This is a genomic window from Chitinophaga sp. 05T412 (assembly GCF_056396465.1).
This window is the reverse complement of record NZ_JBFTLN010000007.1, coordinates 12910-38518: the sequence shown is the minus strand read 5'-3', so window position 1 is coordinate 38518 and position 25609 is coordinate 12910. Positions and strand designations below refer to the sequence as shown.

27 protein-coding genes are annotated in these 25609 nt (G+C 46.9%); 14 read left to right on the top strand and 13 right to left on the bottom strand.

The features are described from left to right. Positions 1-2 precede the first annotated feature (2 nt). From AC1DFM_RS16665 to AC1DFM_RS16635, 7 genes are all read left to right on the top strand, one after another. Positions 3-3074 carry a SusC/RagA family TonB-linked outer membrane protein gene (locus AC1DFM_RS16665; RefSeq protein ID WP_477077865.1) on the top strand — a complete coding sequence of 1024 codons (3072 nt, stop codon included), beginning with the start codon at positions 3-5 and terminating at the stop codon, positions 3072-3074. Between the two features lie 10 nt (positions 3075-3084). After that, positions 3085-4740: a RagB/SusD family nutrient uptake outer membrane protein gene (locus tag AC1DFM_RS16660; RefSeq protein ID WP_477077864.1), complete on the top strand. Its 1656-nt coding sequence runs from the start codon at positions 3085-3087 to the stop codon at positions 4738-4740. A 2-nt stretch (positions 4741-4742) separates the two neighbouring features. Beyond that, complete coding sequence (locus AC1DFM_RS16655) at positions 4743-7109, top strand: alpha-L-rhamnosidase-related protein (RefSeq protein ID WP_477077863.1); 2367 nt, start codon at positions 4743-4745, stop codon at positions 7107-7109. Positions 7110-7117: 8 nt separating this feature from the next. Beyond that, positions 7118-8038, top strand: a complete 921-nt coding sequence (locus AC1DFM_RS16650) for an alpha/beta hydrolase (protein ID WP_477077862.1) — start codon at positions 7118-7120, stop codon at positions 8036-8038. A 141-nt stretch (positions 8039-8179) separates the two neighbouring features. Continuing rightward, entirely contained in the window at positions 8180-8509 is a 330-nt protein-coding gene (locus AC1DFM_RS16645) for an ArsR/SmtB family transcription factor (RefSeq protein ID WP_477077861.1), read from the top strand. Between the two features lie 27 nt (positions 8510-8536). Beyond that, positions 8537-8962 carry a VOC family protein gene (locus tag AC1DFM_RS16640; RefSeq protein ID WP_477077860.1) on the top strand — a complete coding sequence of 142 codons (426 nt, stop codon included), beginning with the start codon at positions 8537-8539 and terminating at the stop codon, positions 8960-8962. Positions 8963-8987: 25 nt separating this feature from the next. Next, positions 8988-9464 (top strand): SRPBCC family protein, encoded by a 477-nt coding sequence (locus AC1DFM_RS16635; RefSeq protein ID WP_477077859.1) that lies wholly within the window; start codon positions 8988-8990, stop codon positions 9462-9464. A 4-nt stretch (positions 9465-9468) separates the two neighbouring features. Here the strand turns inward: AC1DFM_RS16635 and AC1DFM_RS16630 are convergent, their stop codons facing one another. After that, positions 9469-9822 carry a winged helix-turn-helix transcriptional regulator gene (locus tag AC1DFM_RS16630; protein ID WP_477077858.1) on the bottom strand — a complete coding sequence of 118 codons (354 nt, stop codon included), beginning with the start codon at positions 9820-9822 and terminating at the stop codon, positions 9469-9471. 110 nt (positions 9823-9932) lie between these two features. Between AC1DFM_RS16630 and AC1DFM_RS16625 the strand changes: the two genes are divergently transcribed. Next, positions 9933-10817: a PhzF family phenazine biosynthesis protein gene (locus AC1DFM_RS16625; RefSeq protein WP_477077857.1), complete on the top strand. Its 885-nt coding sequence runs from the start codon at positions 9933-9935 to the stop codon at positions 10815-10817. A gap of 72 nt (positions 10818-10889) precedes the next feature. Here the strand turns inward: AC1DFM_RS16625 and katG are convergent, their stop codons facing one another. From katG to AC1DFM_RS16585, 8 genes are all read right to left on the bottom strand, one after another. Then, on the bottom strand, positions 10890-13169 hold the full coding sequence (gene katG, locus AC1DFM_RS16620) for a catalase/peroxidase HPI (protein ID WP_477077856.1): 2280 nt from the start codon (positions 13167-13169) through the stop codon (positions 10890-10892). Between the two features lie 408 nt (positions 13170-13577). After that, complete coding sequence (locus tag AC1DFM_RS16615; RefSeq protein ID WP_477077855.1) at positions 13578-14282, bottom strand: hypothetical protein; 705 nt, start codon at positions 14280-14282, stop codon at positions 13578-13580. Between the two features lie 106 nt (positions 14283-14388). Next, complete coding sequence (locus AC1DFM_RS16610; protein ID WP_477077854.1) at positions 14389-15102, bottom strand: hypothetical protein; 714 nt, start codon at positions 15100-15102, stop codon at positions 14389-14391. Between the two features lie 250 nt (positions 15103-15352). Beyond that, positions 15353-15814 carry an SRPBCC family protein gene (locus AC1DFM_RS16605; RefSeq protein ID WP_477077853.1) on the bottom strand — a complete coding sequence of 154 codons (462 nt, stop codon included), beginning with the start codon at positions 15812-15814 and terminating at the stop codon, positions 15353-15355. Positions 15815-15826: 12 nt separating this feature from the next. Continuing rightward, positions 15827-16150: an ArsR/SmtB family transcription factor gene (locus tag AC1DFM_RS16600; RefSeq protein WP_477077852.1), complete on the bottom strand. Its 324-nt coding sequence runs from the start codon at positions 16148-16150 to the stop codon at positions 15827-15829. Beyond that, positions 16131-16583: an SRPBCC family protein gene (locus AC1DFM_RS16595; protein ID WP_477077851.1), complete on the bottom strand. Its 453-nt coding sequence runs from the start codon at positions 16581-16583 to the stop codon at positions 16131-16133. The genes AC1DFM_RS16600 and AC1DFM_RS16595 overlap by 20 nt, the downstream gene beginning before the upstream one ends. Before the next feature lie 130 nt (positions 16584-16713). Continuing rightward, positions 16714-17556: a hypothetical protein gene (locus tag AC1DFM_RS16590; RefSeq protein WP_477077850.1), complete on the bottom strand. Its 843-nt coding sequence runs from the start codon at positions 17554-17556 to the stop codon at positions 16714-16716. A 159-nt stretch (positions 17557-17715) separates the two neighbouring features. After that, the gene (locus AC1DFM_RS16585) at positions 17716-18111 is read right to left on the bottom strand and encodes a cytidine deaminase family protein (protein WP_477077849.1); all 396 of its coding nucleotides are present in this window, start codon (positions 18109-18111) and stop codon (positions 17716-17718) included. 111 nt (positions 18112-18222) lie between these two features. Between AC1DFM_RS16585 and AC1DFM_RS16580 the strand changes: the two genes are divergently transcribed. After that, on the top strand, positions 18223-18612 hold the full coding sequence (locus AC1DFM_RS16580; RefSeq protein ID WP_477077848.1) for a DUF7793 family protein: 390 nt from the start codon (positions 18223-18225) through the stop codon (positions 18610-18612). Positions 18613-18620: 8 nt separating this feature from the next. Here AC1DFM_RS16580 and AC1DFM_RS16575 read toward each other — a convergent pair whose 3' ends face one another. After that, positions 18621-19019, bottom strand: a complete 399-nt coding sequence (locus AC1DFM_RS16575) for a DoxX family protein (RefSeq protein WP_477077847.1) — start codon at positions 19017-19019, stop codon at positions 18621-18623. A 116-nt stretch (positions 19020-19135) separates the two neighbouring features. On the opposite strand from AC1DFM_RS16575, the gene AC1DFM_RS16570 reads away from it, so the two are divergent. Further along, the gene (locus tag AC1DFM_RS16570) at positions 19136-19477 is read left to right on the top strand and encodes a winged helix-turn-helix transcriptional regulator (RefSeq protein ID WP_477077846.1); all 342 of its coding nucleotides are present in this window, start codon (positions 19136-19138) and stop codon (positions 19475-19477) included. A gap of 133 nt (positions 19478-19610) precedes the next feature. Here AC1DFM_RS16570 and AC1DFM_RS16565 read toward each other — a convergent pair whose 3' ends face one another. Further along, entirely contained in the window at positions 19611-20681 is a 1071-nt protein-coding gene (locus tag AC1DFM_RS16565; RefSeq protein WP_477077845.1) for an acyltransferase family protein, read from the bottom strand. Between the two features lie 239 nt (positions 20682-20920). Between AC1DFM_RS16565 and AC1DFM_RS16560 the strand changes: the two genes are divergently transcribed. The 4 genes from AC1DFM_RS16560 to AC1DFM_RS16545 all read left to right on the top strand — a co-directional run bounded on the left by AC1DFM_RS16560 (position 20921) and on the right by AC1DFM_RS16545 (position 23560). Then, positions 20921-21589 carry a porin family protein gene (locus tag AC1DFM_RS16560; RefSeq protein WP_477077844.1) on the top strand — a complete coding sequence of 223 codons (669 nt, stop codon included), beginning with the start codon at positions 20921-20923 and terminating at the stop codon, positions 21587-21589. 71 nt (positions 21590-21660) lie between these two features. After that, on the top strand, positions 21661-22437 hold the full coding sequence (locus AC1DFM_RS16555; protein WP_477077843.1) for a pseudouridylate synthase: 777 nt from the start codon (positions 21661-21663) through the stop codon (positions 22435-22437). Positions 22438-22483: 46 nt separating this feature from the next. Next, positions 22484-23197, top strand: a complete 714-nt coding sequence (locus AC1DFM_RS16550; RefSeq protein ID WP_477077842.1) for an ATP-grasp domain-containing protein — start codon at positions 22484-22486, stop codon at positions 23195-23197. A gap of 42 nt (positions 23198-23239) precedes the next feature. After that, the gene (locus AC1DFM_RS16545) at positions 23240-23560 is read left to right on the top strand and encodes a S24 family peptidase (RefSeq protein ID WP_477077841.1); all 321 of its coding nucleotides are present in this window, start codon (positions 23240-23242) and stop codon (positions 23558-23560) included. Positions 23561-23581: 21 nt separating this feature from the next. Here AC1DFM_RS16545 and AC1DFM_RS16540 read toward each other — a convergent pair whose 3' ends face one another. Beyond that, positions 23582-24361, bottom strand: a complete 780-nt coding sequence (locus AC1DFM_RS16540) for a hypothetical protein (RefSeq protein ID WP_477077840.1) — start codon at positions 24359-24361, stop codon at positions 23582-23584. A gap of 357 nt (positions 24362-24718) precedes the next feature. After that, positions 24719-25504 carry an exodeoxyribonuclease III gene (xth, locus tag AC1DFM_RS16535; protein ID WP_477077839.1) on the bottom strand — a complete coding sequence of 262 codons (786 nt, stop codon included), beginning with the start codon at positions 25502-25504 and terminating at the stop codon, positions 24719-24721. Positions 25505-25609 lie beyond the last annotated feature (105 nt).

The following is a 25609-nucleotide window of genomic DNA, read 5'->3' as shown; positions in this document are numbered from 1 at the left end:
TTATGACCAGGATCTTCTTCCCGCGGGCACTGTACCCGCATGTATCACATTGCTGTTTATTATTGTTGATGGGTATGCTTCAACTATTTGCCATCCCATTGGCTGCACAAACCGGTACTATATCCGGTAGAGTGAATGACGAAAAAAATAATCCGCTGCCCGGTGTTACCGTAACGGTAAAAGGCACCAGCACCGGCGTTCAGACGAATGCAGAAGGGCAGTATGTATTAAAAGTTCCGGGCACCGAAAGTGTGCTCCTCTTTTCCGCCATCGGGTATACCACACAGGAAATACGATGTGGCGGAAGAACAGTGGTCAATGTTTCATTAGCAGAAGTATCCACAGCGCTGGGAGAAGTGGTGGTAGTAGGGTATGGTACACAAAAAAGAGTAAACCTGACCGGCGCAGTGGCTACCATTAATGGCAAGGAACTGGAAAAACAACCAGTGGCTAACCTCACCAACAGCATTGCCGGCCGTTTGCCCGGCGTTATTGCCACCAATCCCAGTGGCAAACCAGGTAGCGGATCAGTGCTGCAAATCCGCGGACTCAGTACCCTGAACGATAACACACCACTCATTGTGGTAGATGGCGTGGTACGCCGTACTATGGACGACATCGATCCGGCAGATGTAGCCAGTTTTTCCGTATTGAAAGATGCCTCCGCTGCCGCCGTATATGGCGCCCGTGCCGCCAACGGCGTATTTCTCATCACCACCAAACGCGGACAAACGGGCAAACCCACCATCAGCTATTCAGGTATGGCCGGCATTCAACAGCCTACCGGGTATCCAAAAATTATGAGTCCGTACGACTATGCCCTTTTCCGCAACCAGGCATTAAAGAACCAGGGCAGTCAGCCCGTGTTTACAGATGCCGAACTGGCGGATTTTAAATCCGGAAAAATGGGCACCGACTGGTATAAGGAAACCTTCCGGAAAAATAGTCCGCAAACCAAGCACCATTTGTCGGTCAACGGCGGATCTGGCGCGGTGCGTTATTTCGCCTCACTCGGCTATACCGACCAGGAAGGGATGTACAAACACATCAACTACAAACGCTACAACTTCCGCGCAAACATGGATGCGGATATCACCAAAACGCTGACCGTATCTATTAATCTTTCCGGAGAACAAGGCATGACTTCCACGCCCGGCTACGATGAGTTTTTCATTTTTGCAGAAGCACTGCGTACGCGGCCAGATGTGCCTGCATATACACCTTCCGGCCGTCCGTACAATGCCAACGGGCCGCATCCGGTGGAGATTGTAGACGGCTCAGGCTACCGCCACACGACAGATAACCAGTACGCAGGTACGATTTCTTTTGAACAACAACTGCCCTTTATCACAAAAGGACTATCGCTGAAAGGAACCGCCGCCGTGATTAAAGATCACCTGTTCGATAAATATTTCTCCATCCCTTACCTGTTGTATAACGAAGATAGCCAGGGTAACATCACCGGTACCAAAGCGGTAGGCCAACCGCCTGCACTAACGGAAACGTATACACCGATGACCACCACCAACTATAATATCGCCTTAAACTATGCGCGTACATTTAACCGGCATGCCGTAGGTGCGTTATTGTTATACGAGCAATACGGCATCCAGGGGGATCAGCTGCAGGCCACTAAAGCAGATTTCCCTAATACGCTGCGGGATGAGTTGTATTACAGCGGTCCGGCTAATCAGAGTGTTACCGGTACCGGTATTTTGCAGGATGCCCGCCGGAGTGTGGTAGGCCGCGTCAACTATGCGTATCACGATAAATACCTGCTGGAAGGATCTTTCCGCTATGATGGCTCTTACCGTTTCCCGGCTGATCATCGTTTCGGGTTCTTCCCCGGCATATCTGCCGGCTGGCGGGTTTCGGAGGAATCATTCTTTAAAAATGCTGCTGCGCTCCATTTCATCAATAGCCTGAAACTGCGTGTATCCAAAGGCGTTATAGGGAACGACCGGGTCAATGCTTTCCAGTTCCAGGATATCTACAATATCAATTCCAGCAGCGGCCCTATCATGGATGGAAAGGCGGTGTCTTCCCTGAACTACGGCGTTTACCCCAATACCGGCATTACCTGGGAAAAGCAGGATAACAACAATATCGGCCTGGATGCGGAACTCTGGAAGGGATTGCTGGGTATTGAGTTTGATTATTTTTCCCGTGTCACCAAAGATATCCTGTGGAGCCGCGTGCGCTCGGTACCAGCCACCTTCGGACGTAGCCTGCCGGCAGAAAACTATGCACAGATGAAAAGCCATGGCTGGGAGCTGAGTCTTTATCATCACAATAACATCGGCCCTGTGAGCTATGATATCCGGCTCTCCGGAAGCTTTGCCACCAATAAAGTCACACAAATTGATGATCCGGCCAATGCACTGGATTTTCAGAAACAGCTGAACCGCCCGTTGGGCTTTGTGGCGGGCTATCATGCCCTCGGCATTTTTAAAAGCCAGAAAGCGGCTGATGACTGGTACGGGGGGACGCAGTTTGGTCAGCATACATTAGCCGGCGATATCCAATATGCGGATTTGAATCATGATGGGAAGATAGACGCCAAAGACCAGGAAATCCTTTCTCCCTATAGCAATACTCCGCGCATCATGTACGGTCTCTCGGTAGGCGCGGGCTACAAAGGGTTTGATCTCCACCTGCTCATACAGGGCGCGGCGCAGCGCTCCTTCATGTTACAGGGCGATGCCCGAACCATGTTCACCAATAGTGAAGGCAATAGCTTCGCTTACCTGGCCGACAGCTGGACGGCAGACAACCCCAATGCTAAGTTTCCGCTGGCATGGATTGGTGGCCGCTCTATGAATAACCGCGATTCGGAAATATGGCTGCGCAAAGCTGGCTATGCCCGGTTGAAATCTATCGATCTTGGTTACAATTTCACCCATTCATTGCTGAAGCAAACAGGCATACAACGGTTACGACTATACGTATCTGCCTTTAACCTGTTTACCTGGAGCCAGCTGAAAGAATTTGATCCGGAAGCGGTGACCAGGGGCGCGGGTGGCTACTATCCACAGCAAAAGAATTTTAACGCCGGTATTGACCTTACTTTTTAAACTGAGTGCCATGAAACGTTATCACCTACACTATCTATATACTTTGCTGCTGCTGGCTTGTATGGCCTGTGGCAAGAACTTCCTGGACCCACGCAACCCGGATGCTATTACGCCTGAAGAGGCGTTACATGACGCCGGGCTAACGGAGCTGATTGTGAACGGTATCTACAACGACTTGCTCGGCTGGAGCCGCGACTTATACCTCGCCACCACAGATGCTACCGATGAATCCAGAACGAATTATCCCGGCGAATCAGCCTGGCAGATATTGCGGGGCGACTGGGATGCCACTGGCAATCCAATGGATGTATGGGGTAACCTGTACGCCAGCATCCGGAAAGCCAACGAGTTTTTGTCGAAGATAGACGGCGCCACCATTGATGACGCCACCCGCAAGCGACTCAAAGCGGAAGTCCGCTTCTTACGCGCCTTCCAGTATTTTAACCTGGTGAAAAGATACGGTGGTGTGCCGCTGATCACGAAGCCTCAAAGTTTAACCGACGATTTGCAGGTAAGCAGAAACAGCATGACCGACTGCTTCGCTTTTATCACCGCCGAATTGGATGCCGCTGCTGCTGACCTTCCCGCGGTGGCGCCCAGAGGAAAAGCTGGCAAAGGTGCCGCATTGGCACTGAAGGCCAGAACGCTGCTGTATGAAGCAAGCCCGTTATACAATGAAAAAAAGGACGCTTCCCTGTGGAAACAGGCCGCATCAGCGGCCAAGGCCGTGATGAATCTGAATCAATATGGCCTGTATCCGGATATGAAACAGCTGTGGCAGGATATGTCTGCCAACAACAAAGAACCCATTTTTGAAGTGCAGTATAAAATGCCGGAGAAATACCATGGCTGGGATGCCATGCTATCACCGCTGGTAATTGCCAATGGCGATGCCGGTCACCTGTCGCCTTTGCAGGAACTCGTCAATGCGTTTCCCATGAAAAACGGAAAACGCATTACAGACCCAGGAAGCGGCTTTGACCCCGCTAACCCATACACTGGCAGGGATGATCGCTTTTACGCGGATATAGGCTATAATGGCGCCAAAAGAAAGGGGATGCTGGGTGGTACTCTGACTGAAATAACTTTGCTCATTTACAAAGGAGGGCGCGATTATGATTCCGTACCTTCTGCACAGGTATATAATACCATTACCGGTTATTATACTCTGAAGATGGCAGACCAATCCAATACCATCTATTCCTGGGGCTATGGAAGCGTGCAGCCGTGGCTGGAAATCCGTTATGCCGAAGTATTACTCAACTATGCCGAAGCACAAAACGAAGCGCTGTCCACGCCCGATGCCAGTGTGTATGACGCCCTGAACACCCTCCGGAAACGGGCCGGTATTCAAAACGACCTGGTGCCAGGTACGCTCGATAAGAACACGATGCGCGACCTGATAGTGAATGAACGCTATGTGGAATTTTGTTTCGAAAATCAGCGCTACTGGGACCTGCGTCGCTGGAAAACTGCGGTGAGCACCCTCAATGGTAAAAAAGGAACGGGTATGGTGATCACAAAACAATCCAATGGCACTTTTTCGTACGTCACCCAACCGGTAGATCCACAGGCTGCAGTATTCTCAGAAAAAATGTATTTTATGCCTATTCCTTTTGATGAGATCAGCAAGAATAAGAACCTTGAACAGAACACCGGATGGTAAATATGAAAACACTCTTCGCCAGCTTAATAGCCCTGGTAGCTCAGCTGCACTTGCAGGCCCAGTCTGCCGCCATTAACCCATCGCTTTTAACCGGCATCTGGCCGGCCGCATGGATTGCCTGTCCCGGTGCACCCGCCCGGGAATACGGCGTATACCATTTCAGGAAAAGCTGGTCGCTCGCCGACAAGCCAGACCACTTTGTGGTCAACGTCACTGCGGATAACCGTTACCGTTTGCTGGTGAATGGTACACCCGTGAGCAGTGGCCCTGCGCGGGGCGACCTCTACAACTGGTACTATGAAACCATTGATATTGCCCCTTATCTCCATTCCGGTAACAATACCATTGCCGCCCTGGTATGGAATATGGGTACCCGGGCGCCGGTAGCGCAGATTTCTAATCGCACCGCTTTCCTGCTGCAGGGTAACACCGAAAAGGAAGCGGCAGTGAGTACCGGCCGGGGCTGGAAAGTGCTGCACGACAGCGCCTACACGCCCTGCTCCACGGATAACAGTGAAAAATTGCAAGCCTATATCGTAGTGGGTCCCGGCGATGAAGTACGCGGCAACGTATATCCATGGGGGTGGGAACAACCCGGCTATGACGACAGCCACTGGGCCGATGCCATCACCATTCCGACGGGTGCTACGCCAGTAGGCTACGGTACTGATAACTACTGGACCCTGGCGCCCCGCAGCATCCCTTTGTTTGAAGAAACACGGCAACGGATACCCGTAGTTAAACGCAGTGATGTGATGCAGTTGCCAGCTGGCTTCCCCGATGGGCAGCATCCGTTGACCATACCCGCCAATAGCAAAATACATCTGCTGCTGGACCAGACCTACAACACCGTAGCCTATCCGGAACTGCAGGTGAGTGGTGGCAAAGATGCCGTGGTAACACTCACTTATGCAGAAGCCCTTTTTGATAAAAACGGGCAAAAGGGAAATCGCAATGAAGTAGCCGGCAAAGAAATAAAAGGCAACGTAGATATTTTTCATCCGGATGGGGGAGCAGACCGGACGTTCCGGCCACTGTGGTTCCGCACCTATCGCTACCTGCAACTGGATGTTACTACCGCCGGCGAACCACTGGTGATCACAGATGTCTACGGTATGCGCACCGGATATCCACTACAGTTAAAGGCTGCTTTCAGCTGTAACGATAGCAGCCTGTCGCAGATCTGGCAAACAGGCTGGCGCACAGCGCAATTATGCGCCGGTGAAACGTACTTCGATTGCCCTTACTACGAGCAGTTGCAATATGAAGGAGATACGCGTATCCAGGCGTTGGTATCGCTCTATACCAGCGGCGACGACCGTTTGGTGCGAAAAGCGCTGATGGATTTCTATCATTCCCGGACGCCGGAAGGACAGCCACAGGGCCGCTATCCCAGCAACCGGCTGCAGGTGATTCCTACCTTTTCCCTGTTTTGGATCACGATGATTCACGACTACTGGATGCATCGGCCAGATGAGGCTTTCGTCAAACAATTTTTATCCGCGATGAAAGATGTGCTCGACTGGCACGAACGGGGTATTGATCCAAAAACCGGTATGCTGGGGCCATTGAACTGGTGGAGCTTTATAGATTGGGTACCCGGACTGGAGAATTTTAGTGGTGGTGCAGAACATAACAGCGCTATCCGTACCCTCCACTATGCGTATACGTTAACACAGGCAGCAGAGCTGGCGGCATATTTTGGTCAAACAGAAAATGCAACGCACTGGCGGCAATTGGCCAGGTCGCTGAATACACGCACTTATTCGCTTTGTTTCGATGCGGCCAAAGGAGTGATGGCCGATGCACCACCAAAGAAAAGTTATAGCCAGCACGCCAATATCATGGCGGCACTCAGCGGCGCTTTATCCTCCAGAGAATTACCGCAGGTGTTACAAAAAGTGTTGACAGACAAAACACTGAGTCAGGCTACTTTTTATTATCGTTTTTATCTGGTGCAGGCGTTGAAAAAAGCCCATATGGCGGATGTGTATTATGATCAGCTGGGACCGTGGCGCGATATGCTGGAATTAGGACTAACGACTTTTGCGGAGAAACCGGAGCCCACCCGTTCTGATTGCCATGCCTGGGCCGCCAGTCCGAATTATGATTTTCTGGCTACCATCTGCGGCATTGTACCGGATGCGCCGGGCTTTAAAAAGGTGCTGATAGCACCGGCCATGGGCGCATTGCAAGAGGTGAAGGGAGTACTGCCGCATCCGGCAGGTGATATAACGGTGTTGCTTACACGAAATAAAGCGCATGGTGTAAGGGGGTCTATCACACTGCCACCGGGTGTTACTGGCCGGTTCAATTGGGAAGGCAAAGAAATTGTATTACACACAGGAAGTCAGCAAATTCATCTTTAGAAAGTAGCATGATGAAAAAGAAAGGACTATTATTACTCCTCTGCTTAAAAGTAATGACCGGGTATGCACAGCAGCAATGGCCGTTATATCCCGATAGTATTCCCAATGCTACCGGAGTGGCAGATGAAGAGCGGCGACGGCCGGACGCGGTAGTGGATACACTTGTAGACCATGTATCAAGGCCTACACTCACCATTTACCGGCCGCCTGCAGGCAAGGGCAATGGCGCTGCGGTGATTATTTGTCCCGGTGGTGGTTATCACGTGCTTTGCATTAAAATGGAGGGAGAAAAAATAGCGAAAGCATTTACTGAAATGGGCGTGACGGCTTTCGTGTTAAAATATCGGTTGCCTGGTCGCCATACCATGCGGGAGCCATCCATTGGGCCATTGCAGGATGCACAGCAGGCTATCAAAACGGTGCGGCAACAAGCGGCACAGTGGCAAATAGATCCGCATCGCATTGGATTGATGGGCTTCTCCGCCGGTGGACACGTGGCCGCTACCGCCGCTACACACTTTGATCAGGCATTTATCAATAATCCGGATGGCATTAATTTGCGTCCGGATTTCCTAATGCTGGTATACCCCATGATCAGCTGCACGGATAGCGTGACGCATATTGGTTGTCGCAATAATTTGCTTGGCACAACGCCCACGGCAACGCAAATAAAATGGTTCTCCAATGAGTTGCAGGTGACCGCTAAAACACCGCCCACGTGGTTGGTACATGCCACTGATGACACGGTGGTGCCGGTGCAGAATAGTTTGTTGTTTTATGAAGCACTACAACGTAATAAAGTAGCCGCTGCCATTCATTTGTATGATAAAGGAGAGCATGGTTTTCTGGGCAAGCCCCCGTTTGACGAGTGGTTTGGCCGTTGTGCCTATTGGATGAAGGAAGGAGGATGGTTAAGTCAATCCCAATAACTTACTACAACCATATTTCCCCTTATAGCCTTGGCCCGCTTACGACTTGTTAAGCGGGCTGCTCATTTTCCCATCTCCCCAAAAAAATAATTTTGTGCAGTCAAATAGCTGCATTAAATTGCAGTCAAATGGCTGCATATAATGGAAATTCGTAGGGATGTTTTTCAAGCCATCGCCGATCCTACACGTAGGGCTATACTGGCGTTGGTAGCGTTACAGGCAATGACACCGGGAGCAATTGCCGAAAATTTTAATTCGTCCCGGCAAACGATATCGAAGCATATTCAGATTCTGACGGAATGTGAATTGCTGCATCAACAACAAACGGGGCGGGAAATTCACTACCAGCTGAACCCGCGGAAGATGAAGGAAATAGCCGATTGGATAGCGCCGTATCAAAAGCTTTGGGACGACCGGTTAACCGCGATGGATGAGCTGTTGGGCGAGATGAAAGCAAAAAAGAAGAAATAATTCACTAATAACTTAAAACCAAATTTCATGGAAAAGCAATTGTATCCCTGTTTATGGTTTGATGGCCAGGCCAGGGCAGCAGCAGATTTTTACTGTACCATTTTCCCTAATTCTCGCATTGTGAATGACATCGGGATGGTGGTTAACTTTGAATTAAACGGACAGTTTTTTATGGGATTAAATGGGGGAGATCACTTTCATTTTAATGAAGCAGTATCCTTTGTGATTACCTGTGAAGATCAGGCAGAAATAGATCATTATTGGTACAAACTTATTGCCGATGGTGGTAAAGAAGGTAACTGTGGCTGGTGTAAAGATAAGTTTGGATTATCCTGGCAGGTGGTTCCTAAAGTATTAGGCGCACTGATGTCTGATCCGCAAAGGGGACAACGGGTAGCACAGGCATTTATGAAAATGAAGAAATTTGATATMGAAGCATTGCAAAATGCTTAATTCGCTCATTTCCTAATTGATCTTTATGGCGAAGCAAATTGAAGTGACAAAAATATTCAATGCACCTATTGACATGGTGTGGCAGGTGTGGGTAGATCCTGAGCTGGTAAAGCGTTGGTGGGGCCCTAAAGATTTCATTTCACCAGTAGCCAACATCGATTTTCGCGAAGGCGGTAAATCACTGGTGAGTATGAGAGCCCCGAAAGAAATGGGGGAGAAAGAGTGGTATTCTATCTGGGAGTATGTAAAAATAATTCCTTTTGAAAAGATAGAATTCATTCAGAATCTGGTGGATAAAGACGGTAATAAAACCGAGCCCACCAAAGTAGGGATGCCCGCTGATTTTCCCACAGATATCAGAACAGTAATTGTTTTTAAGGAGTTGGGAGATGATAGCACTGAGATGACGGTCACCGAATATGCGGAATTTGGCAGCATGAGCCATTTTGCACAATTAGGACTGGAACAGAGTATGCAGAAAGTGGAAGTTATTTTTAAATAAATGCTTACCTGATTTTTTGCCGGTGATTTAATCCCCATTCGACCAGGCTGTCATTTACGGTAAAAACACTGAGTCCGTATGGCGTGATCGCATAACTCACGCTGACAGGTTTTGTATCTCTGACGGTTCTGGTGATAAGCAGGTTAAGCTCCAGGTCCTGTAATTCTTTTGTCAGCATTTTGGCAGAGATACCTTCTACTTCCCGTTGAATTTTTTTGAACGTATTGACTTCATCCACATGGATGTTGAGATGACGCATAATTCTCAGCTTCCATTTGCCTCCCAGTACTTCCAGGCTATCGCGGATAGCCGCCAGCTCCTGCTCACAGGTAGCATTTTGTTTATCAGGCTGTTTCATGTTTTCAAGTGTGTGATAGTTAACCCGAGGTAACCGGTTACCCCGGGTTAACTCATGGCGAAAATAAACTATTGCCATCTAATTTTGAAAATATAACAGACACATAAAAAATGAAACAGCTTGATTATTACGTATTAGATGTATTTACGGACCAGCCGTATAAGGGAAACCAGCTTTCTGTGGTTTGCATCAACCAGGAATTGGAGATGGAACAGTATTATGATATTTCACGGGAGTTCGGTTATTCGGAAACCTCTTTTGTACATTATTCAGCGGAAGAAGGCGTGTTTAAAGTACGCTCTTTTACGCCTGCTAAATTTGAAGTTGCCGGCGCCGGACATAACTTATTAGGTGCGGTATGTTTGGCATTGATAAAGCAGTGGAATGTTTTCAGTCATCAGGGGGATTTACCCTGGGTGAAAGTAAAGGATATTCCTGTCGCGCTGCGGATAGGAGAGAAGAACAGTCTTCCTTATGTTGGCATGAAACAAAGGCCTGTCACGCTGCTGGCAACCATCCCGGAGGATATCATTGCGGAAGCCATTGGATTAAAAACAAGGGATTTGAAATTAAACGATTGGCCCGTGCAGATCGTTAAAACAGAAGTGGCTCATTTGATGGTACCGGTTATCAACACAACCGTATTGGAAAATGCCGCAGTGAATAAACGATTGTTAAAGCGTATATCACAGGAATATGGTTTTGAAGGATTTTATCTTTTTACGACCAACGGGGTTGCCGATGAAGTCACTGTGGAATCGAGATTTTTCAACCCAGGTATCGGGATAGATGAAGATCCTGCCACCGGCACGGCTGCTGGCCCTCTTGCAGGGTATTTGGAGAAACTGGGTTATATAGAGCAGCATAAAGATTATGTTTTTCTGCAGGGAAAATTTGTGCAACAACCATCTACTATTGCTGTTGTTGTTGAGGAAGATGGCATATGGGTGAGTGGTTCATCTGTAATAGTGATGGAAGGGAAACTGCACTTATAGTGACGTCATTGATACCATAAAAAAAAGAGCCTCCGCACAGGAGGCTCTTTTACTTTTCGTGATATCTTCTTACTACTGAGCAAGATCAAATCTGTCGAGGTTCATCACCTTATTCCACGCGGCGGCAAAGTCTTTCGCGAATTTTTCTCCGGCATCAGCGCTGCCATATACTTCTGCAACGGCTCTCAGTTCTGCATTGGAACCAAACACCAGATCAGCACGGGTAGCGGTCCATTTTTTGGCGCCGCTGCTACGATCGCTACCTTCATACAATTCTTTATCGGCCGATACTGCTTTCCATGCAGTATTCATATCGAGCAGGTTCACAAAGAAATCGTTGGTAAGCTGACCGGGGCGGGAAGTGAACACGCCGTGTGCGGAGCCATCAAAATTAGTATTCAATACCCGCATACCGCCAATCAGTACCGTCAGTTCAGGCGCTGTCAGCGTGAGCTGCTGCGCTTTGTCGATTAACAAGGCCTCCGTAGATGCGGCAAATTTTGTTTTGCGGTAGTTCCGGAATCCATCAGCAATAGGTTCCAGGTGACCAATAGATTCGACTTCAGTTTGTTCCTGGGAAGCGTCMATGCGGCCAGGTGTGAAAGGAAGGCTCACAGCATGACCGCCATCTTTCGCGGCTTTTTCTACTGCGGCTACGCCTGCCAGCACAATGAGATCAGCGAGAGAGACTTTCTTACCACCTGCTGCTGCGCTATTGAAGGCAGTTTGAATAGCGGTTAGCTTATCCAATACTTTTTGCAGTTGCGTAGGATTATTGGCCTGCCAGTATTGCTGCGGTGCCAGACGAACGCGTGCACCATTGGCGCCACCGCGTTTATCGGAGCCACGGAAAGTAGACGCAGAGGCCCATGCAGCAGACACCAGTTCGGATACACTTAATCCGGAACCCAATATTTTAGCTTTCAGATCTGTAATATCGTTGGCATCTACCAATGGATGGTTTACTGCCGGAATAGGGTCCTGCCAGATCAATACTTCTGATGGGATATCCGGTCCGAGGTAGCGGGCGCGAGGGCCCATATCGCGATGCGTTAATTTAAACCATGCGCGGGCAAAGGCATCCGCCAGTTCTTCCGGATGTTCCAGGAAGCGTTTGGATATTTTTCCGTAAATGGGATCAAATCTCAGAGAAAGATCGGTGGTCAGCATGGTGGGTACATGCTTTTTGCCATTGTCAAAGGCATCTGGTATAATTGCGTCTGCATTTTTAGCGTGCCATTGATGGGCGCCAGCAGGACTTTTAGACAGCTCCCATTCAAAGCCGAAGAGATTTTCAAAGAAGTTATTACTCCATTTGGTCGGTGTTTTTGTCCAGATCACTTCCAGTCCGCTGGTAATGGTATCGGCACCTTTACCGGAGCCATAACTGTTGGCCCAGCCTAATCCCTGCATTTCCAGGTCAGCGCCTTCCGGTTCTTTGCCCACGTGGGTGGCAGGTGCGGCGCCATGCGTTTTACCAAAGCTATGTCCGCCGGCAATTAATGCTACGGTTTCTTCGTCGTTCATAGCCATGCGACCGAAAGTATCGCGGATATCTTTGGCAGCGGCAATAGGGTCGGGGTTACCATCTGGTCCTTCGGGGTTCACATAAATCAATCCCATTTGTACGGCAGCCAGTGGATTTTCCAGGTTGCGGCTGTGTATATCGCCATCTGCTTTGTCATCCGTTGTTAATACGCCATGGTTTTCTTCTACACCCGGTGAGCCGTGTGCATAGCGGATATCACCTCCCAGCCACGTGGTTTCTGAGCCCCAGTATACATCTTCATCGGGTTCCCATACATCTTCCCTTCCGCCGGCAAAACCAAAGGTTTTAAAGCCCATGGATTCCAGCGCCACATTACCGGTTAGAATCAGTAAATCGGCCCACGAAATTTTACGTCCATATTTTTGTTTAATGGGCCAAAGCAATCTGCGGGCTTTGTCCAGGCTTACGTTATCAGGCCAGCTGTTCAGCGGTGCAAAACGTTGCTGTCCTGAACCTGCGCCACCGCGGCCATCTCCTACACGATAGGTACCTGCACTGTGCCAGGCCATACGGATAAACAACGGACCATAATGCCCGAAATCTGCCGGCCACCAGTCTTGTGAATCCGTCATAAGGGCGTGTAAGTCTTTTTTCACTGCTTCCAGGTCCAGGCTTTTAAACGCTTCGGCATAGTTGAAGTCGGCATTCATTGGGCTTGATTCCGCAGCATGCTGGCGCAGAATGCTCACCTTTAATTGGTTGGGCCACCAATCACGATTCCTGGTGCCACCACCGCCAACATTTTGTTTCATACTACCATTATGAAACGGGCATTTACTGATGTCGTTAGATTCTTGTCCCATTGTTACGAGTTTTGGGTATTGAAGAAATACTGTACCTATGTGTCAGGGCCTAAAAGTATGCTATTGTAGTTATAATGATAATCAATTAATTTGATAATTTAATAGTTTAAATCTATTTGGGCTGATTTGGCATCGGCGTATTGGATAACAATACGTGGTAGTAAAAAGTTTAATGAGCGGAAAGCAAAAAGCTATTTTAGCAAATGAATGGCACAGATATTCAATATCTGCGCTTTAATCATTTGCTAAAATAGCTTTTGAGCTTTCCGCTTTATGGTTTCATGGTTATTTTTTTAGTAGAAAAACAACTATGTTGACAAAAGGTCAGCGGCGCGTATAAGGATATTGTCCACGCCTATACGTTATTCTCAATAACGTATAGGCATAGAAGATAGATAAACAAAAGCGTTATTTCTTTTGTGTATCCATCATCATACGGGCAAAATGAGGATTCAGAGGGGTGATGCGACCGGTGTTGAACGAAAGGCCTACGGTTCCCGGAGGGGGGACGGCACCGCCCAGTCCGAAACCGGATACAGAATAATACAAGGCTACTCTTCCTGCTTCTCCCCGGATGCGTCCGGAGGAGCCGCCAAGCGCGCTGCCTTTRCTTACTTTTAGCGTTGTACCTTCCGGTAATTCATAACGGAGAAAACTATCTGCTGGAATCTTTACTTCTTCTCCATTTACTTTTAACGGCATAGGTTTTCCTTTGTTACCAAAGAGATAGACTGCATTCTTTTCTTCTCTGTCAGTATTCCGCGGTATGATAGTGGTGTCCGCAAAATATACATCCAGGATCAGCTCAGATTTGGTAGAATCACTTTCTGTGAAAGAACGGAGTATAAAAGCGTTGGCCCCCAATTTACCGGAGCTGTAGCTGATGCCTTCCCATAGCGCCCATAGCGATCTAAGTTCTCCCTTTGGCTGGGCGGAAAGTGTGGCTACATATTCCAGTCCCGCGGTATCGGCCGGATTGTTCCAGTAAATGAAATCGTGTTGTTTGCCTTTGGACGCAAAGGTGTCGGACTTTCTTATAACGTCTACTTTCTGGCTATATGCATGGCCACAGAAAAGCAACAGGCTAGTCAGTACAAGGTAAGGGAGCTTCATATTTCGCGTTTCTTATTTTAAGATAAATAAAAAGTGCTGGAATTGATACGTGGTACAGGGTTTTAATGAACTGGATCAGCTGAGGTGATTAAATGAACAACAGCAGTTATTTTTTTTGCATATCCATTATCATCCGGCCAAAGTTCGGATTCATCGGTGTAATATGGCCACTGCTGAGACTTAAAACTAACCCTACGGCGCCGAGAGCAGGTACATACATGCCGTTTGGTCCAAATCCGGAAATAGAAAGATACTCCGCAGTCTTCCCAAACGCCCACTGCGTGGTATAAGAGTCACCCGCAAAGCTGCCCTTACTGATTTTTAGTTCCGAGCCCACCAGCAGTTCATAACGCAGGGAGCTATCGGCGGGAATCGTCAACTGTTCTCCATTTACTTTTAAGGACATGGCTTTGCCTTTGTTACCGAAGATATAGACCACATTTTTCTCTTCGCGGTCTGTATTCCGCTGGAGTGCAGCTTTATCTGCAAAGAAAAAATCAAGAATTAATTCCGGTCTCGTTGAATCTGTGTCTGTGTAGGAGTGGAACCTAAATGTGTTGGCGCCTGATTTCATGCCACGACGTACGGCATAAGTCCATAGCCTCGCAAGCGCTTTGCTCTCCAGAGCAACAGCCCTGGAAGAAATGGTGGCCACATATTCCAGCCCGGATGTGTCAGCAGCGTTGCTCAAGTAAGAGATCTCACGCGATTTCTTTTTGCGTTGAAAGGTGTCAGATTTTTTTACAATGTTTACTTTCTGGCTATATGCGTGGCCACAGAAAAGTAATAGACTGGTCAGTATAAGGTAAGGGAACTTCATATTTCGCGTTTCTTTCATCAAGATAAATAAAAAAATGCGGAGACTGTTATCCCGCATAAGGTTTTAATGTACTTGATAATCAGAGGTGATTAGTGAATAAAAGCAGTTATTTCTTTTGTGTATCCATCATCATACGGGAAGTCCGTCCACCAGCAAAGTAGACGGACACGCAATAAAAATCATTATATCGCAAATAACTTTTTACTCCCGCATTTTACGCAGGCAGGCAGACATATCTGTACAGATAACATTATTCACGAAGTCCACCACCTGCTGGATTAGGTTGTCCTTTACCGGTGGTGATCAGGTCACGCAGGCTCTTATTAACGTATCCACTCCAGGCGTTATGGCAAATATCATAGCATTCGTATGCAGGTACCAGTCCGCGGTGGGTGAAATGAATCTCCGTCTGATTCCCTTTTGACGTGATATCAAATTCGAGGTGGGTATCAATCCATTCGCTTTTATCTTTGGTGAAGGTGAAGTTATTTTCGAGCACCTGCCATACCACTCTTTTGTCAGGTATTAATTCTACTAATTTCATGCTGCAGGTATGAATACCTGTTACTTCATAGAAAAACTCGTCATTAAGCTGTGTGGTGCCGCCAGTGATGTTTTCGGACCACCAGCCACGAATATTGGTGATCGCCTGAAATACGTCATGCGGCGCTTGTGGTACCACAAAGGTGGTGTTGAAATCTGGAGTTGCCATTTGGATTTTTTTTTAATTAGGTAATTTTTTATTCAACAGGGTTTCCAGTTTTTTCAGCTTGGATGCCCAGAAGTTATCAAAGTAAGAGATCCAGTTTTGTAGTTCACGGAATCCGTCGGGTTTCAATGTACAATAGCGTTCCCGCCCGATATCCCGGATAGAAATGAATCCCGCGGTATGCAGTATTTTGATATGCTTGGAAACCGCAGGGCGACTCATCTCGAAATTATCCGCCAGGCTATTGATGGTTAAACTATCTTCTGCCAGCAGCATCAACATTTTTCGTCTGCTGGGATCACTGATTACCTGGAAGGCATCAAGCGTTGGTGTGGCCATGTTGGAGCGTGTTTATGCGGTCGGCAATTTTATGCAGATTCTTTAACCAGCCATCTTTCAATGCAGCAAACATGCTGAGGTTTTCTGTTTCGGAGAAACCGCTATGTTCTAAAAATAATTCAGTGCCTTTGTCTTTGGGCTCCAGGCGCCATCTTACAACGGAGTCAATGGCGATTTTGCCGTTGCCGGGACCGCATTTCCAGGAATAGGTCAGCTTCTTCAAAGGCTCTATCTCTAATACTTTGCAATAGAAAATGCCGTCGAAGTCGAGGCTGGGTATGGGGCCTGTTTTGAATTGAAAGTCGAGGCCCACGATGGGTTGAAAATCATTTTTCATCAACCATTGTTCCATTAATGCTGGTTTGGTCAGATAATCCCAAACCATTTGTGCCGGATGTGGGAAAAAGAACTGATGTTTAATCGTGTTTGCCATGATATGTAACTTTTAAGTTACTCAAATGTATATGTAACTTTTGAGTTACCCAAATTTTTTTTAGCTGGAGAGGATAAAAAGCGAAACCATCCTGTTATGCAGGATGGCTTCGCCTTCGTACGGAGTATGTTTATTTGCCAAGGTCGGTATACTTATACGTTGTAATATACCCGGCTTTTTTGGGATCGGCCGCTGTAGCCTTGTACCAGCTGGTATCTGCAACGGTCTGCTGTTTGTCATTACGTTCACGGGTATACGAAACGAAGTCCGTTTCTGCTCCAATTGTATTGATAGTAGACCGGTTGGTTAATTCGTGTGCAGAAAGTAACTGTGCACTACCTCCCTGATCTGCCAGCAAATAATAAGGGAATGCCTGCGTTTTGCGGGCATTCGCTACATCATTATAACGATATTGATGGCTTTGTAAAAGTACTTTGAGACGGTTAGCAGCATCCCATTTGTGTTGTTTCTCTGTGGCTATATTACTACCATCCCAGGTGTACTCCAGTATTTTATCGATTTTTCCTGATCTGACTTTCGCCAACGTTACCACTTTATTATTCTCATACACCAGGGAATCATAGTTGGTAGCAGTTTGTCCGGGTGCATAAGAGCGGGTGAGGAGCTGGCCGGTATACTGGAATTCCAGAATAGTGGCGGGCGGTTCAGCCCTGCTGTTCTGGCGATTGAGCTTTACCAGCTTTCCGTTATCATAAACAAAGGTGAGCAGATCGTAATAAGTAAGCCCGTTATCAATGGAAAACTCTTCTGCGGTATGCAGTGTTTTATCAGCGTTATAGGTATACAAAATACTATCCTGGTTTTTTGTAATTATACCATCTCTTACCTGCGTGGCTACTGCCGTAGTAATATACCAATCATTGGCAGGCGTAATGGTATCTTTCTTGTCTTTCTTTTTGCAGCTGCTGGCAAGCATGGTGAGGGCAGTAAGGCCCAATATGAGTTTCCTCATTATGCGTTTGTTTTTGGGGGTATAAAATAAATGTTTGGCATACTGATATCAGTAGCAGATATAGGTTTTACCAGCACGCAAGTTAGCGGTAAAAGAGAATATTTACAAAGTAAAGATAGGTACAAGTTATCTTGTTGGATAGACGGTCAACCTACCTGATTATTCCCAGCGGAACGGAATCAGCGTTTTCATGCTGACAACCCTGTTGCCGTCCAGCAGCACTTCGCACTGATCATTTTCGTCATGCACCTGGCAGATGAATTCCCGGCACCGGCCGCAGGGACTCACCACTACATTTCCTTCCGTAACAGCCACCATTTTCACGATCCTGTTTTCGCCGGCTGTGATCATAGCCGCCACGGCCGCATGTTCCGCGCAAAAGCCCATAGAACAGGGCGTATCAATACACACGCCGGTATAAACGTTCCCCTTGTCGGTCAGAATAGCGGCGGCAACACCGCCTGCATAGCTGTTTTTCGACAGCTGTTTCGGTTGTAAGGTCTTACAGGCCACTTCGTATAATGCAGAAAATTCCATCCCTTTAAGTTTATTCATGATGAAAGTATAATAAATGAAGCAAACCACCATGGCGGAGTTCCCAATTTTATGCGCTACATTTATCGCCGTAAAACAATGGTGGTACAGCCATCATAAAAATAGCATTGCATGAATCCTCCGGAGCATCTACCAATTGTCAAGGGTGAAATAGCGGATTACTATTATGATCCTGCTGGCATTCTCTATTCTTATTCAAAAAATATTAGAAGAACAGTGGAGAATATTACCGGCAATATTACCCTGGTAAAACAGATCACCGGCAATCGGAAAGTGCCGCTATTGATTTACTTAACCAAATCGCCGGTGCCGGACAAAGCTACGCGGCAGTTTTCCGGTGAGCAGGTACCTACTGTGTATACCGCCATGGCCATGGTTTCTAAGCCTGGATTGTCTGCATTAATTATGAAGTTGGTGTTTGCCCTGAAAACACCGCCTATTCCCATGAAATCATTTACAGATGATGCCGCCGCCCGGGAATGGTTGCTGCAGTACGTTTAAGTAATATGTTATTTTGAGGAGACGGGAACCTTTTGGAATCTTCCCCATGCTACAAAAACAGCCAGGAACAAAAAGATAATATTCACACCAATCACACTGGCTTCCCCTCTGGATAGATGAAACACAACAGCGCATGCCATCAGCGCAGCCGCACCAACAGCGGCCCATGGCGTAAGCGCCGGTTTAATGCGTAGCCATGCAGGCAATATCAATCCGGCAGCACCAGCCAGATCTATCACACCCAGCAATCGTACTATATAAGAGGGTACCTGTCCGGCCCAGGGCATCATAGGCGCTATTTTTTCAATTGGCTGAAACTTCAGTACCGCACCAGTAAGAAAGAAAGCTGCGATGAGTATTTGCAGCGCCCATAATGTTCCGTTCATTTTTCGCAAAGAGGATGTCATAAGATGTTTTTTTGAATGAGGCAAACCTACATATATTTGGTTTCAAATAGATAGCGCTTCCTTGTTGGATAGCGCTATCCAATTGGATAGTATCATAGTCAGTAAAGCCATTTTATATGTTAACAAAAGGCGGATGCCCTAAAAATGCATTGTCTATCAAAGACGCCCTGGAAGCCCTGGAGGGCAGATGGAAACTGTTGATTTTATTTGCGCTGTCAACCGGTCCTAAGCGGTTTAAACAGATAACAAAGGAAGTAACGGGTATTACTGATAAAACTTTGTCGAAAGAATTAAAGCACCTCGAAGCAAACAAGCTCGTTAAAAGAGAGGTATATGACACCTTCCCGCCAACAGTGGAATACACTATTACGGCGCATGGCAAATCACTGGAACAGGTAATAGAAGCGTTGCATTACTGGGGACTAAAGCACCGTAAGGAGGTGATTGGAAAAGCATAAATCAAAAAGCGAAAAGCTAAAAGCATAAAGCAAAAAGCTATTGTTGCGAGTGACTAACGCGTGTAAATATCCGTAATAATCACTCGCTACAATAGCTTTTTGCTTTATGCTTTTAGCCTTTCGCTTCTCAAAATCATTTCCTTCTCGCCGTTAAATATTTTCTCACCGGCGTATCGTATATCGCCATCACCAGCCAGCCAAAGCCAATCAGGAGCAGCGTGCCGAGTATAATCACCAGCGACAGTTGTGTTGGATTTGGATGATACTTATTGAACCAGTTGGCGAATATCCACATGGCGGCATAGTGACTCATGTATAACGGATAGGATAGCTTTCCTGAAAAAACACAAAACTTTTTCAACGCCGGCGCTAATTGCGCACCTGCGCCCAATGCGATGAGCAGCGGGAAATAAACCACCACTGTCAACAGTTCCGCCAGCCAGTTCCAGGTAAAGTAAGGCTGAAGAAATGCCGCCAGCAGTAATATTGTTAACCCTATAAAGCCTAATCTGTTTTTGATAATTAAGTTAAACCGGAATACAATTAACCCCGCGAGGAATGAATAAGAGATACGCGCGCAGCCTTGCCAGAAGGTGTCTTTGCTCCATCCACCCATCAGGTTACCGGTATGGAAAGCCACGTAGGAAATGGCCGCTGTAGCTACTATTGCCAATATTACGAGGTAACGACGCGACAACCGGTAAAGCACCAGTGCATAGAAGATATTCGCTGCATACTCCCAGAATAAAGACCAGGCCGGTGCATTCAACCCAAACAGGTTAAAGTAGCGATCCGGCATAAATGGGTAAGGAATCAGTAACAGGGAGCAGAGAAAGAAGATGCTTATTTCGCCAACAGAATAAATAGCTGGTGGTAATCCAAATGGATTGATCAGGAAGCCCAATAAACCCAGCACGCTCCCGGCTATCACCAGCGGATGCAAACGGATAATGCGCGATTTAAAGAATTCCCATACGCCCATTTTATCTATCCGGTTATCATATGCATATCCAATCACAAATCCCGATAGGCAGAAAAAGAAATCTACTGCCAGAAAGCCGTGTCCAATAAAGTTTTTACTGTAATCGGAAATGACTATTTCCATGAAGTGAAATACAACTACCGAGATGGCAGCAATTCCCCTTAACCCGTCTAAAATTTCAAAGTGTTGTTTCGTTTTTAATAAGGATTCGTTCGCCTTCATTGATCACTGTTTGGTTTAATGCGTCCACAACGGGTTAGCCTGAAAAAGCGGGTAAGATACACTGAACATTTTATTTTTTAACGGAAAGGTGGTATTCGTCCCGGTGACAACGGCTAGATAATTTAAAAATCGTCATGTGTGCCTGAAAATCAATTTTTTATGTATGGAAACTGCTGCAGAGGTGCAATTTATATGCTATTTTGTTGTCATCAATCCAAATACTATCTAATCTATACCGTATGAAAAAATTATTGTTGGTGGTATGCAGCGCTGCACTTATGCAGGGTGTATCTGCCCAAACGAAAGACATCCCTGCCTTCCGTATTGCCGTGAATGGCGGCTATAGTTACCGCCTTGGTAAAGTTGGCTCTCAGTTTTCCGGCGAAACCAGAGATTATGTAAAGAAACTGAAGTCAGGTTTTAATCTTGGGCTGGATGGTACTTATTATTTCAAAGAGAAGATGGGAGTAGGGCTGAAGTATAGTTATTTTCACGCTTCCAATAGTGGCGTGGTACCCTTGAGTGGAGGCAGTACTTCCACAAGTGATAATATTGGTATTAATTTTATTGGCGCCACTTTCGGCACCCGTTTATATAACCAGGCTAAAACCAATGCTTTTTATGCCAATGTAGGCCTGGGTTATGTAGGACTCCGGAATAACTCGGCTGTAGGAGCTACCAAAATGATAATAAAAGGTGGTACCGCCGGAACAAGCCTGGACCTGGGTTATGATTTCTACATTACACGGTACCTCTCTGCCGGCGCACAGGCATCACTGATCACCGGTCAGTTAAGTCGTATAAAAGTGGAACAAGCCAGTGGCACTACCACCAGAGAACTAAAAGATGAGGAAAGAGAGAATGTATCTCACCTGAATCTTTCCGCCGGTATACGGTTCACTTTATAAAAAATAGGAATCGGCCAGTGATTTTCTAAAAATTTTGTTAAATTTGCGCATTATTTTAAGAGAAAATAGTAATGCACAGCGTGGTAAATGAACCATCCGCGTTTTGCACGTTTGACGAATCAACAGCTATTCATGCACTGGCCGAAGGCCTTACCTTTTCAATAGACAATGCCCTGCACCCGCTTTGCCAGCTGGCGGCAGACAAACTACAGTCGCATCTGCAGTATCAGGAGGAATGGACGCATAATTTCGGGTTGTCATCTGATGCAGAAGGGGGGATTATAGGAAAAATGTTCGGCGTATTGGCCGTTCGTACCAAAGAAGATGAGCTGGGATACCTGGCCGCATTTTCTGGTAAACTGGCAGGTGCTAACCACCATGCTGGTTTTGTACCGCCTATATTTGATACCCTGGCAGAAGGAGGTTTCGTGAACACGGGAATGACCCAACTAACGCAAATGAGCGAGGAAATTACCGCCCTGGAATTGTTTGACCCCCAAAGCAACGCCGCGGACATCCATCTCCTGAAAAATTTACGTAAGCATCATTCTATTGCGCTGCAAAACAAAATTTTTGACCAGTACCATTTTTTAAATAAATCCGGGAAGTCAAAAAGCCTGGTGGATATATTTGCTGCTACCGGCCATAAAAAGCCGCCGGCAGGCGCCGGAGAATGCGCTGCCCCCAAACTGCTGCAATACGCTTTCCAACATGAAATGGAGCCGTTAGCCCTGGCTGAATTCTGGTGGGGATTATCGCCTAAATCCGCCTATTGGCAACACGGACATTTTTATGCACCCTGCCGCGAAAAATGCGGACCTATACTGGCGCATATGCTAAGTAATTAGCAGCACGCTTTATTTTTTAACCCTTTAAAACAAATGGCATCACCCTATGCAAACAGCCACCGTATTGTTAATACCCGAAAAAACCGACATAGAATTTGAACAGGTATTTGCCTCCTGGACCCGCAGAGGCGGACAAATACAGCGCCTCGGAAAATACTGGATTCACGACGAAGCACTGGCTGCACAACGTATAGCCATCTACGGTAATCAAACTTTTGCACTGGTACTGGCACAGCTATACCACCGGACGCTGCTTTCTCCAGACGATACCCTCATAGCAAGACTTGATCCATCATGGACCAAACGGCACATCACGCTCCGGCAAATCGGACAAATGACAACGGCCCATTTTCCCGTTTTTATTAAGCCTGTCATCCCGAAAATATTCCTGGCAGGGATCTTCGAAACGCTGACCGCCTTTAAGGAAGCCACCGCCGGCCTTTTGGAAACCGAAGAAATTCTTGTTTCCGCTATTGTTACACCCATACAGGCGGAAGCCCGGAGTTTTATAATGGATGGCCGGATAATGGATATCGCACTGTATGAAGGTGCCGCCGATCTCGGCACGGGAAACAGTTTCCTCGAAGCGTTTGTGCAACACCATCAAACGGAGCTGCCACGGGTAGTGGTAATAGACATTGCCTATAACGAACAAACAGGTTGGTTTATCCTGGAATTTAACGCCTGCTGGGGCGCAGGACTGAATAACTGCAGCGCTGAAAAAGTGATCGATTGTATCATGGGCGCTACGGTGGATTAACCCAACCCATATTTAAACCAAGCCCCCAAAATTTAAAACAAAATGAATAAGTACGAAAGATTAAAAAATGAACTCGAAGTGACGGGTACCGGAAAAATGAAAGCCTTTGGCAGCTCTATGTTGCCCATCCTGAAAAGCGGCACCCTGCTGACTTTTGTCAAAGCAACCGAATACGCCATTGGCGATATCGTATTTTGCAAAGTAAAAGGCCGGTATATTGATGCACACAAAATCACTAAAAAAGAGCCGAATAAAGGCTACCTGATCGCCAATAACCATGGCTATGAAAATGGCTGGACGAAAGTCATTTATGGAAAAGTGATCATAGGGGAATTCGAAAACCGCATCATTTATTCAAAGTGATCCGGGGAGAATTTCCCTTTTTTATTGGCGCAATAAGTTTTCCCGCCCCGCAAATAACTCCCCGATAAAAGCCTGTAGCTGTTCTCCCGCAAAAGTAATCGTTGATTCATGAGAGCAGTAAATCACCCAATCATACGCTTCATCACAATAAGCACATTCTTCTTTTTCCGGCTGGAAATCACCGGAGGGGATCGCGGTGATGATGCCTTCTTCCGTTATTTCCAGTACATAAGGTGCAGCATATGTGCTGATATAGTGGGTGAGTGCTGCATAGTCATTGGTGGTAAGGTCAGTTGTATGGAGATATATAACGCCGGTAGGACACTTGGGATCAATCGGGTCCCAGTAGTTACCATCATAATTCCAGCGTTCCAGTAATTGTTGATCTACCGCTTGCTTTTCTTCTTCGTTTAGTCGCCGCCGGTAGGGCAACGGCGCTGTTTGCGCCAGTATTTCCGGGGTAATGTGTTGTATAAAATCAATAAACTTTTTTCGCTCATCCTCAATGGCAGCCGCTTCCACGGGATGCTCCGCTTCACCGGAGAATGGAAGTTGCGCTGACCTGCCTATTTCAGCTATTGTATCACGTGAAATATTGTTTTGACCCGTGAACAACTCTATTTCACCCTGTATGGCCTGCAGGATATTATAACGGGGGAATAAATTGTAGTCGTTATCAGTATAGGTATATTCAGGAAAATCTTCGCCGGTGCGCTCCTGTTGATATCGGTTCGCCCAGTAGGTAATATGATCCATACAATAGCGGCGTGCCGCTGTCATCAATGCGTCTGAAAAGGTCATGTGCAATGATAAGAAAATAATCAATTAAACTGCAAAACTACCGCGTACAGAGGATTTGGGGACAAAGAAAAACGTTAACACTAGATAACAGTAGCGGCCTCAGTCTGGCACAGTTTTATCATTTATTATGATAGCGAAAAAAAATTAAACAGTCTGCAGATGTTTAACCTTACATTATTCATCACGTACATTCAAACCTGACAATCATGAAAGCGTTAAAATATTTCATTGTTTCCTTAGTATTGATAGCGGGATTAAGCAGTTGTCTTGTAGTCCGCGACAGGCCCGGATATTACCGCCCTTATCATCATCACCATTATCACGGATATTACAGATAGTGATGATCCTGCTGCATGATTAGCGTGCAGCAGGATTTTTTATTTCAATCCACACAGGTCCGTGATCACTGCTTTTCTCCCAGCCGCGTACATCTCTGTCTACTCCCGCGGCAAGGAGTAATGGCGCTACCGCCGGGCTCAGCAAAAAGTGATCTATGCGCAAACCGGCATTCCGGCCATATGCGTCGCGGAAATAATCCCAGAAGGTATAAATCTTTTCAGTAGGGTACAGGTGCCGGATGGCATCGGTCCAGCCCTGCGCCACCAGCTGATGAAAGGCTTCCCTGGTTTCGGGGCGGAACAGGGCATCATTCACCCAGCGCTCAGGCTTGTATACGTCCAGGTCTGTGGGCATTACGTTGAAGTCGCCCGTTAAAATCACCGGCGCGTTTTGTTCCATCAGGGTAAGCGCGTGCTGCGTCAGCCGTTTGAACCAGCTGAGTTTATAGTCGAATTTAGGACCTGGTGCGGGATTCCCATTGGGCAGGTATAAACAGCCAATGATAATGCCATTAATCTCTGCCTCAATATAGCGGCTGTGAGCATCTTCCGGGTCACCTGGTAATACGCGGCGGAGTTCTTTTATATCAGCAGTGCGCGATAAAATAGCTACGCCATTCCAGCTTTTCTGCCCATGCCAGATGGCGTGGTAACCGGCATCGCGGATAGCCTGCTCCGGAAATTTTTCCTGCGGTGCTTTCAGTTCCTGTAAACAGGCCACATCGGGCGCCGTTTCTTCCAGCCAGCGAAGTAATACAGGGAGACGGCCGTTTACACCATTAACATTATACGTGGCTATTTTCATGACAATAAGGGTTTAGCAATCTGATGTAAGGAGATCAATCGGGCACGTTAAATATAGGAAGTATTTAGGTGTATTGAGGAAACAGCCGGGATATTTTCTGCTCTC

Bases quoted from the DNA above. Each gene is read 5' to 3' on its own strand.
- AC1DFM_RS16605 (WP_477077853.1), bottom strand. From the start codon at position 15,814: ATGGCAACTCCAGATTTCAACACCACCTTTGTGGTACCACAAGCGCCG.
- AC1DFM_RS16625 (WP_477077857.1), top strand. From the start codon at position 9,933: ATGAAACAGCTTGATTATTACGTATTAGATGTATTTACGGACCAGCCG.
- AC1DFM_RS16555 (WP_477077843.1), top strand. From the start codon at position 21,661: ATGCACAGCGTGGTAAATGAACCATCCGCGTTTTGCACGTTTGACGAA.
- AC1DFM_RS16570 (WP_477077846.1), top strand. From the start codon at position 19,136: ATGTTAACAAAAGGCGGATGCCCTAAAAATGCATTGTCTATCAAAGAC.
- AC1DFM_RS16595 (WP_477077851.1), bottom strand. From the start codon at position 16,583: ATGGCAAACACGATTAAACATCAGTTCTTTTTCCCACATCCGGCACAA.
- AC1DFM_RS16655 (WP_477077863.1), top strand. From the start codon at position 4,743: ATGAAAACACTCTTCGCCAGCTTAATAGCCCTGGTAGCTCAGCTGCAC.
- AC1DFM_RS16540 (WP_477077840.1), bottom strand. From the start codon at position 24,361: ATGACCTTTTCAGACGCATTGATGACAGCGGCACGCCGCTATTGTATG.
- AC1DFM_RS16630 (WP_477077858.1), bottom strand. From the start codon at position 9,822: ATGAAACAGCCTGATAAACAAAATGCTACCTGTGAGCAGGAGCTGGCG.
- AC1DFM_RS16610 (WP_477077854.1), bottom strand. From the start codon at position 15,102: ATGAAGTTCCCTTACCTTATACTGACCAGTCTATTACTTTTCTGTGGC.
- AC1DFM_RS16545 (WP_477077841.1), top strand. From the start codon at position 23,240: ATGAATAAGTACGAAAGATTAAAAAATGAACTCGAAGTGACGGGTACC.
- AC1DFM_RS16550 (WP_477077842.1), top strand. From the start codon at position 22,484: ATGCAAACAGCCACCGTATTGTTAATACCCGAAAAAACCGACATAGAA.
- AC1DFM_RS16580 (WP_477077848.1), top strand. From the start codon at position 18,223: ATGAATCCTCCGGAGCATCTACCAATTGTCAAGGGTGAAATAGCGGAT.
- AC1DFM_RS16665 (WP_477077865.1), top strand. From the start codon at position 3: ATGACCAGGATCTTCTTCCCGCGGGCACTGTACCCGCATGTATCACAT.
- AC1DFM_RS16560 (WP_477077844.1), top strand. From the start codon at position 20,921: ATGAAAAAATTATTGTTGGTGGTATGCAGCGCTGCACTTATGCAGGGT.
- AC1DFM_RS16635 (WP_477077859.1), top strand. From the start codon at position 8,988: ATGGCGAAGCAAATTGAAGTGACAAAAATATTCAATGCACCTATTGAC.
- AC1DFM_RS16575 (WP_477077847.1), bottom strand. From the start codon at position 19,019: ATGACATCCTCTTTGCGAAAAATGAACGGAACATTATGGGCGCTGCAA.
- AC1DFM_RS16660 (WP_477077864.1), top strand. From the start codon at position 3,085: ATGAAACGTTATCACCTACACTATCTATATACTTTGCTGCTGCTGGCT.
- AC1DFM_RS16565 (WP_477077845.1), bottom strand. From the start codon at position 20,681: ATGAAGGCGAACGAATCCTTATTAAAAACGAAACAACACTTTGAAATT.
- AC1DFM_RS16600 (WP_477077852.1), bottom strand. From the start codon at position 16,150: ATGGCCACACCAACGCTTGATGCCTTCCAGGTAATCAGTGATCCCAGC.
- xth (WP_477077839.1), bottom strand. From the start codon at position 25,504: ATGAAAATAGCCACGTATAATGTTAATGGTGTAAACGGCCGTCTCCCT.
- AC1DFM_RS16590 (WP_477077850.1), bottom strand. From the start codon at position 17,556: ATGAGGAAACTCATATTGGGCCTTACTGCCCTCACCATGCTTGCCAGC.
- AC1DFM_RS16645 (WP_477077861.1), top strand. From the start codon at position 8,180: ATGGAAATTCGTAGGGATGTTTTTCAAGCCATCGCCGATCCTACACGT.
- AC1DFM_RS16585 (WP_477077849.1), bottom strand. From the start codon at position 18,111: ATGAATAAACTTAAAGGGATGGAATTTTCTGCATTATACGAAGTGGCC.
- AC1DFM_RS16650 (WP_477077862.1), top strand. From the start codon at position 7,118: ATGATGAAAAAGAAAGGACTATTATTACTCCTCTGCTTAAAAGTAATG.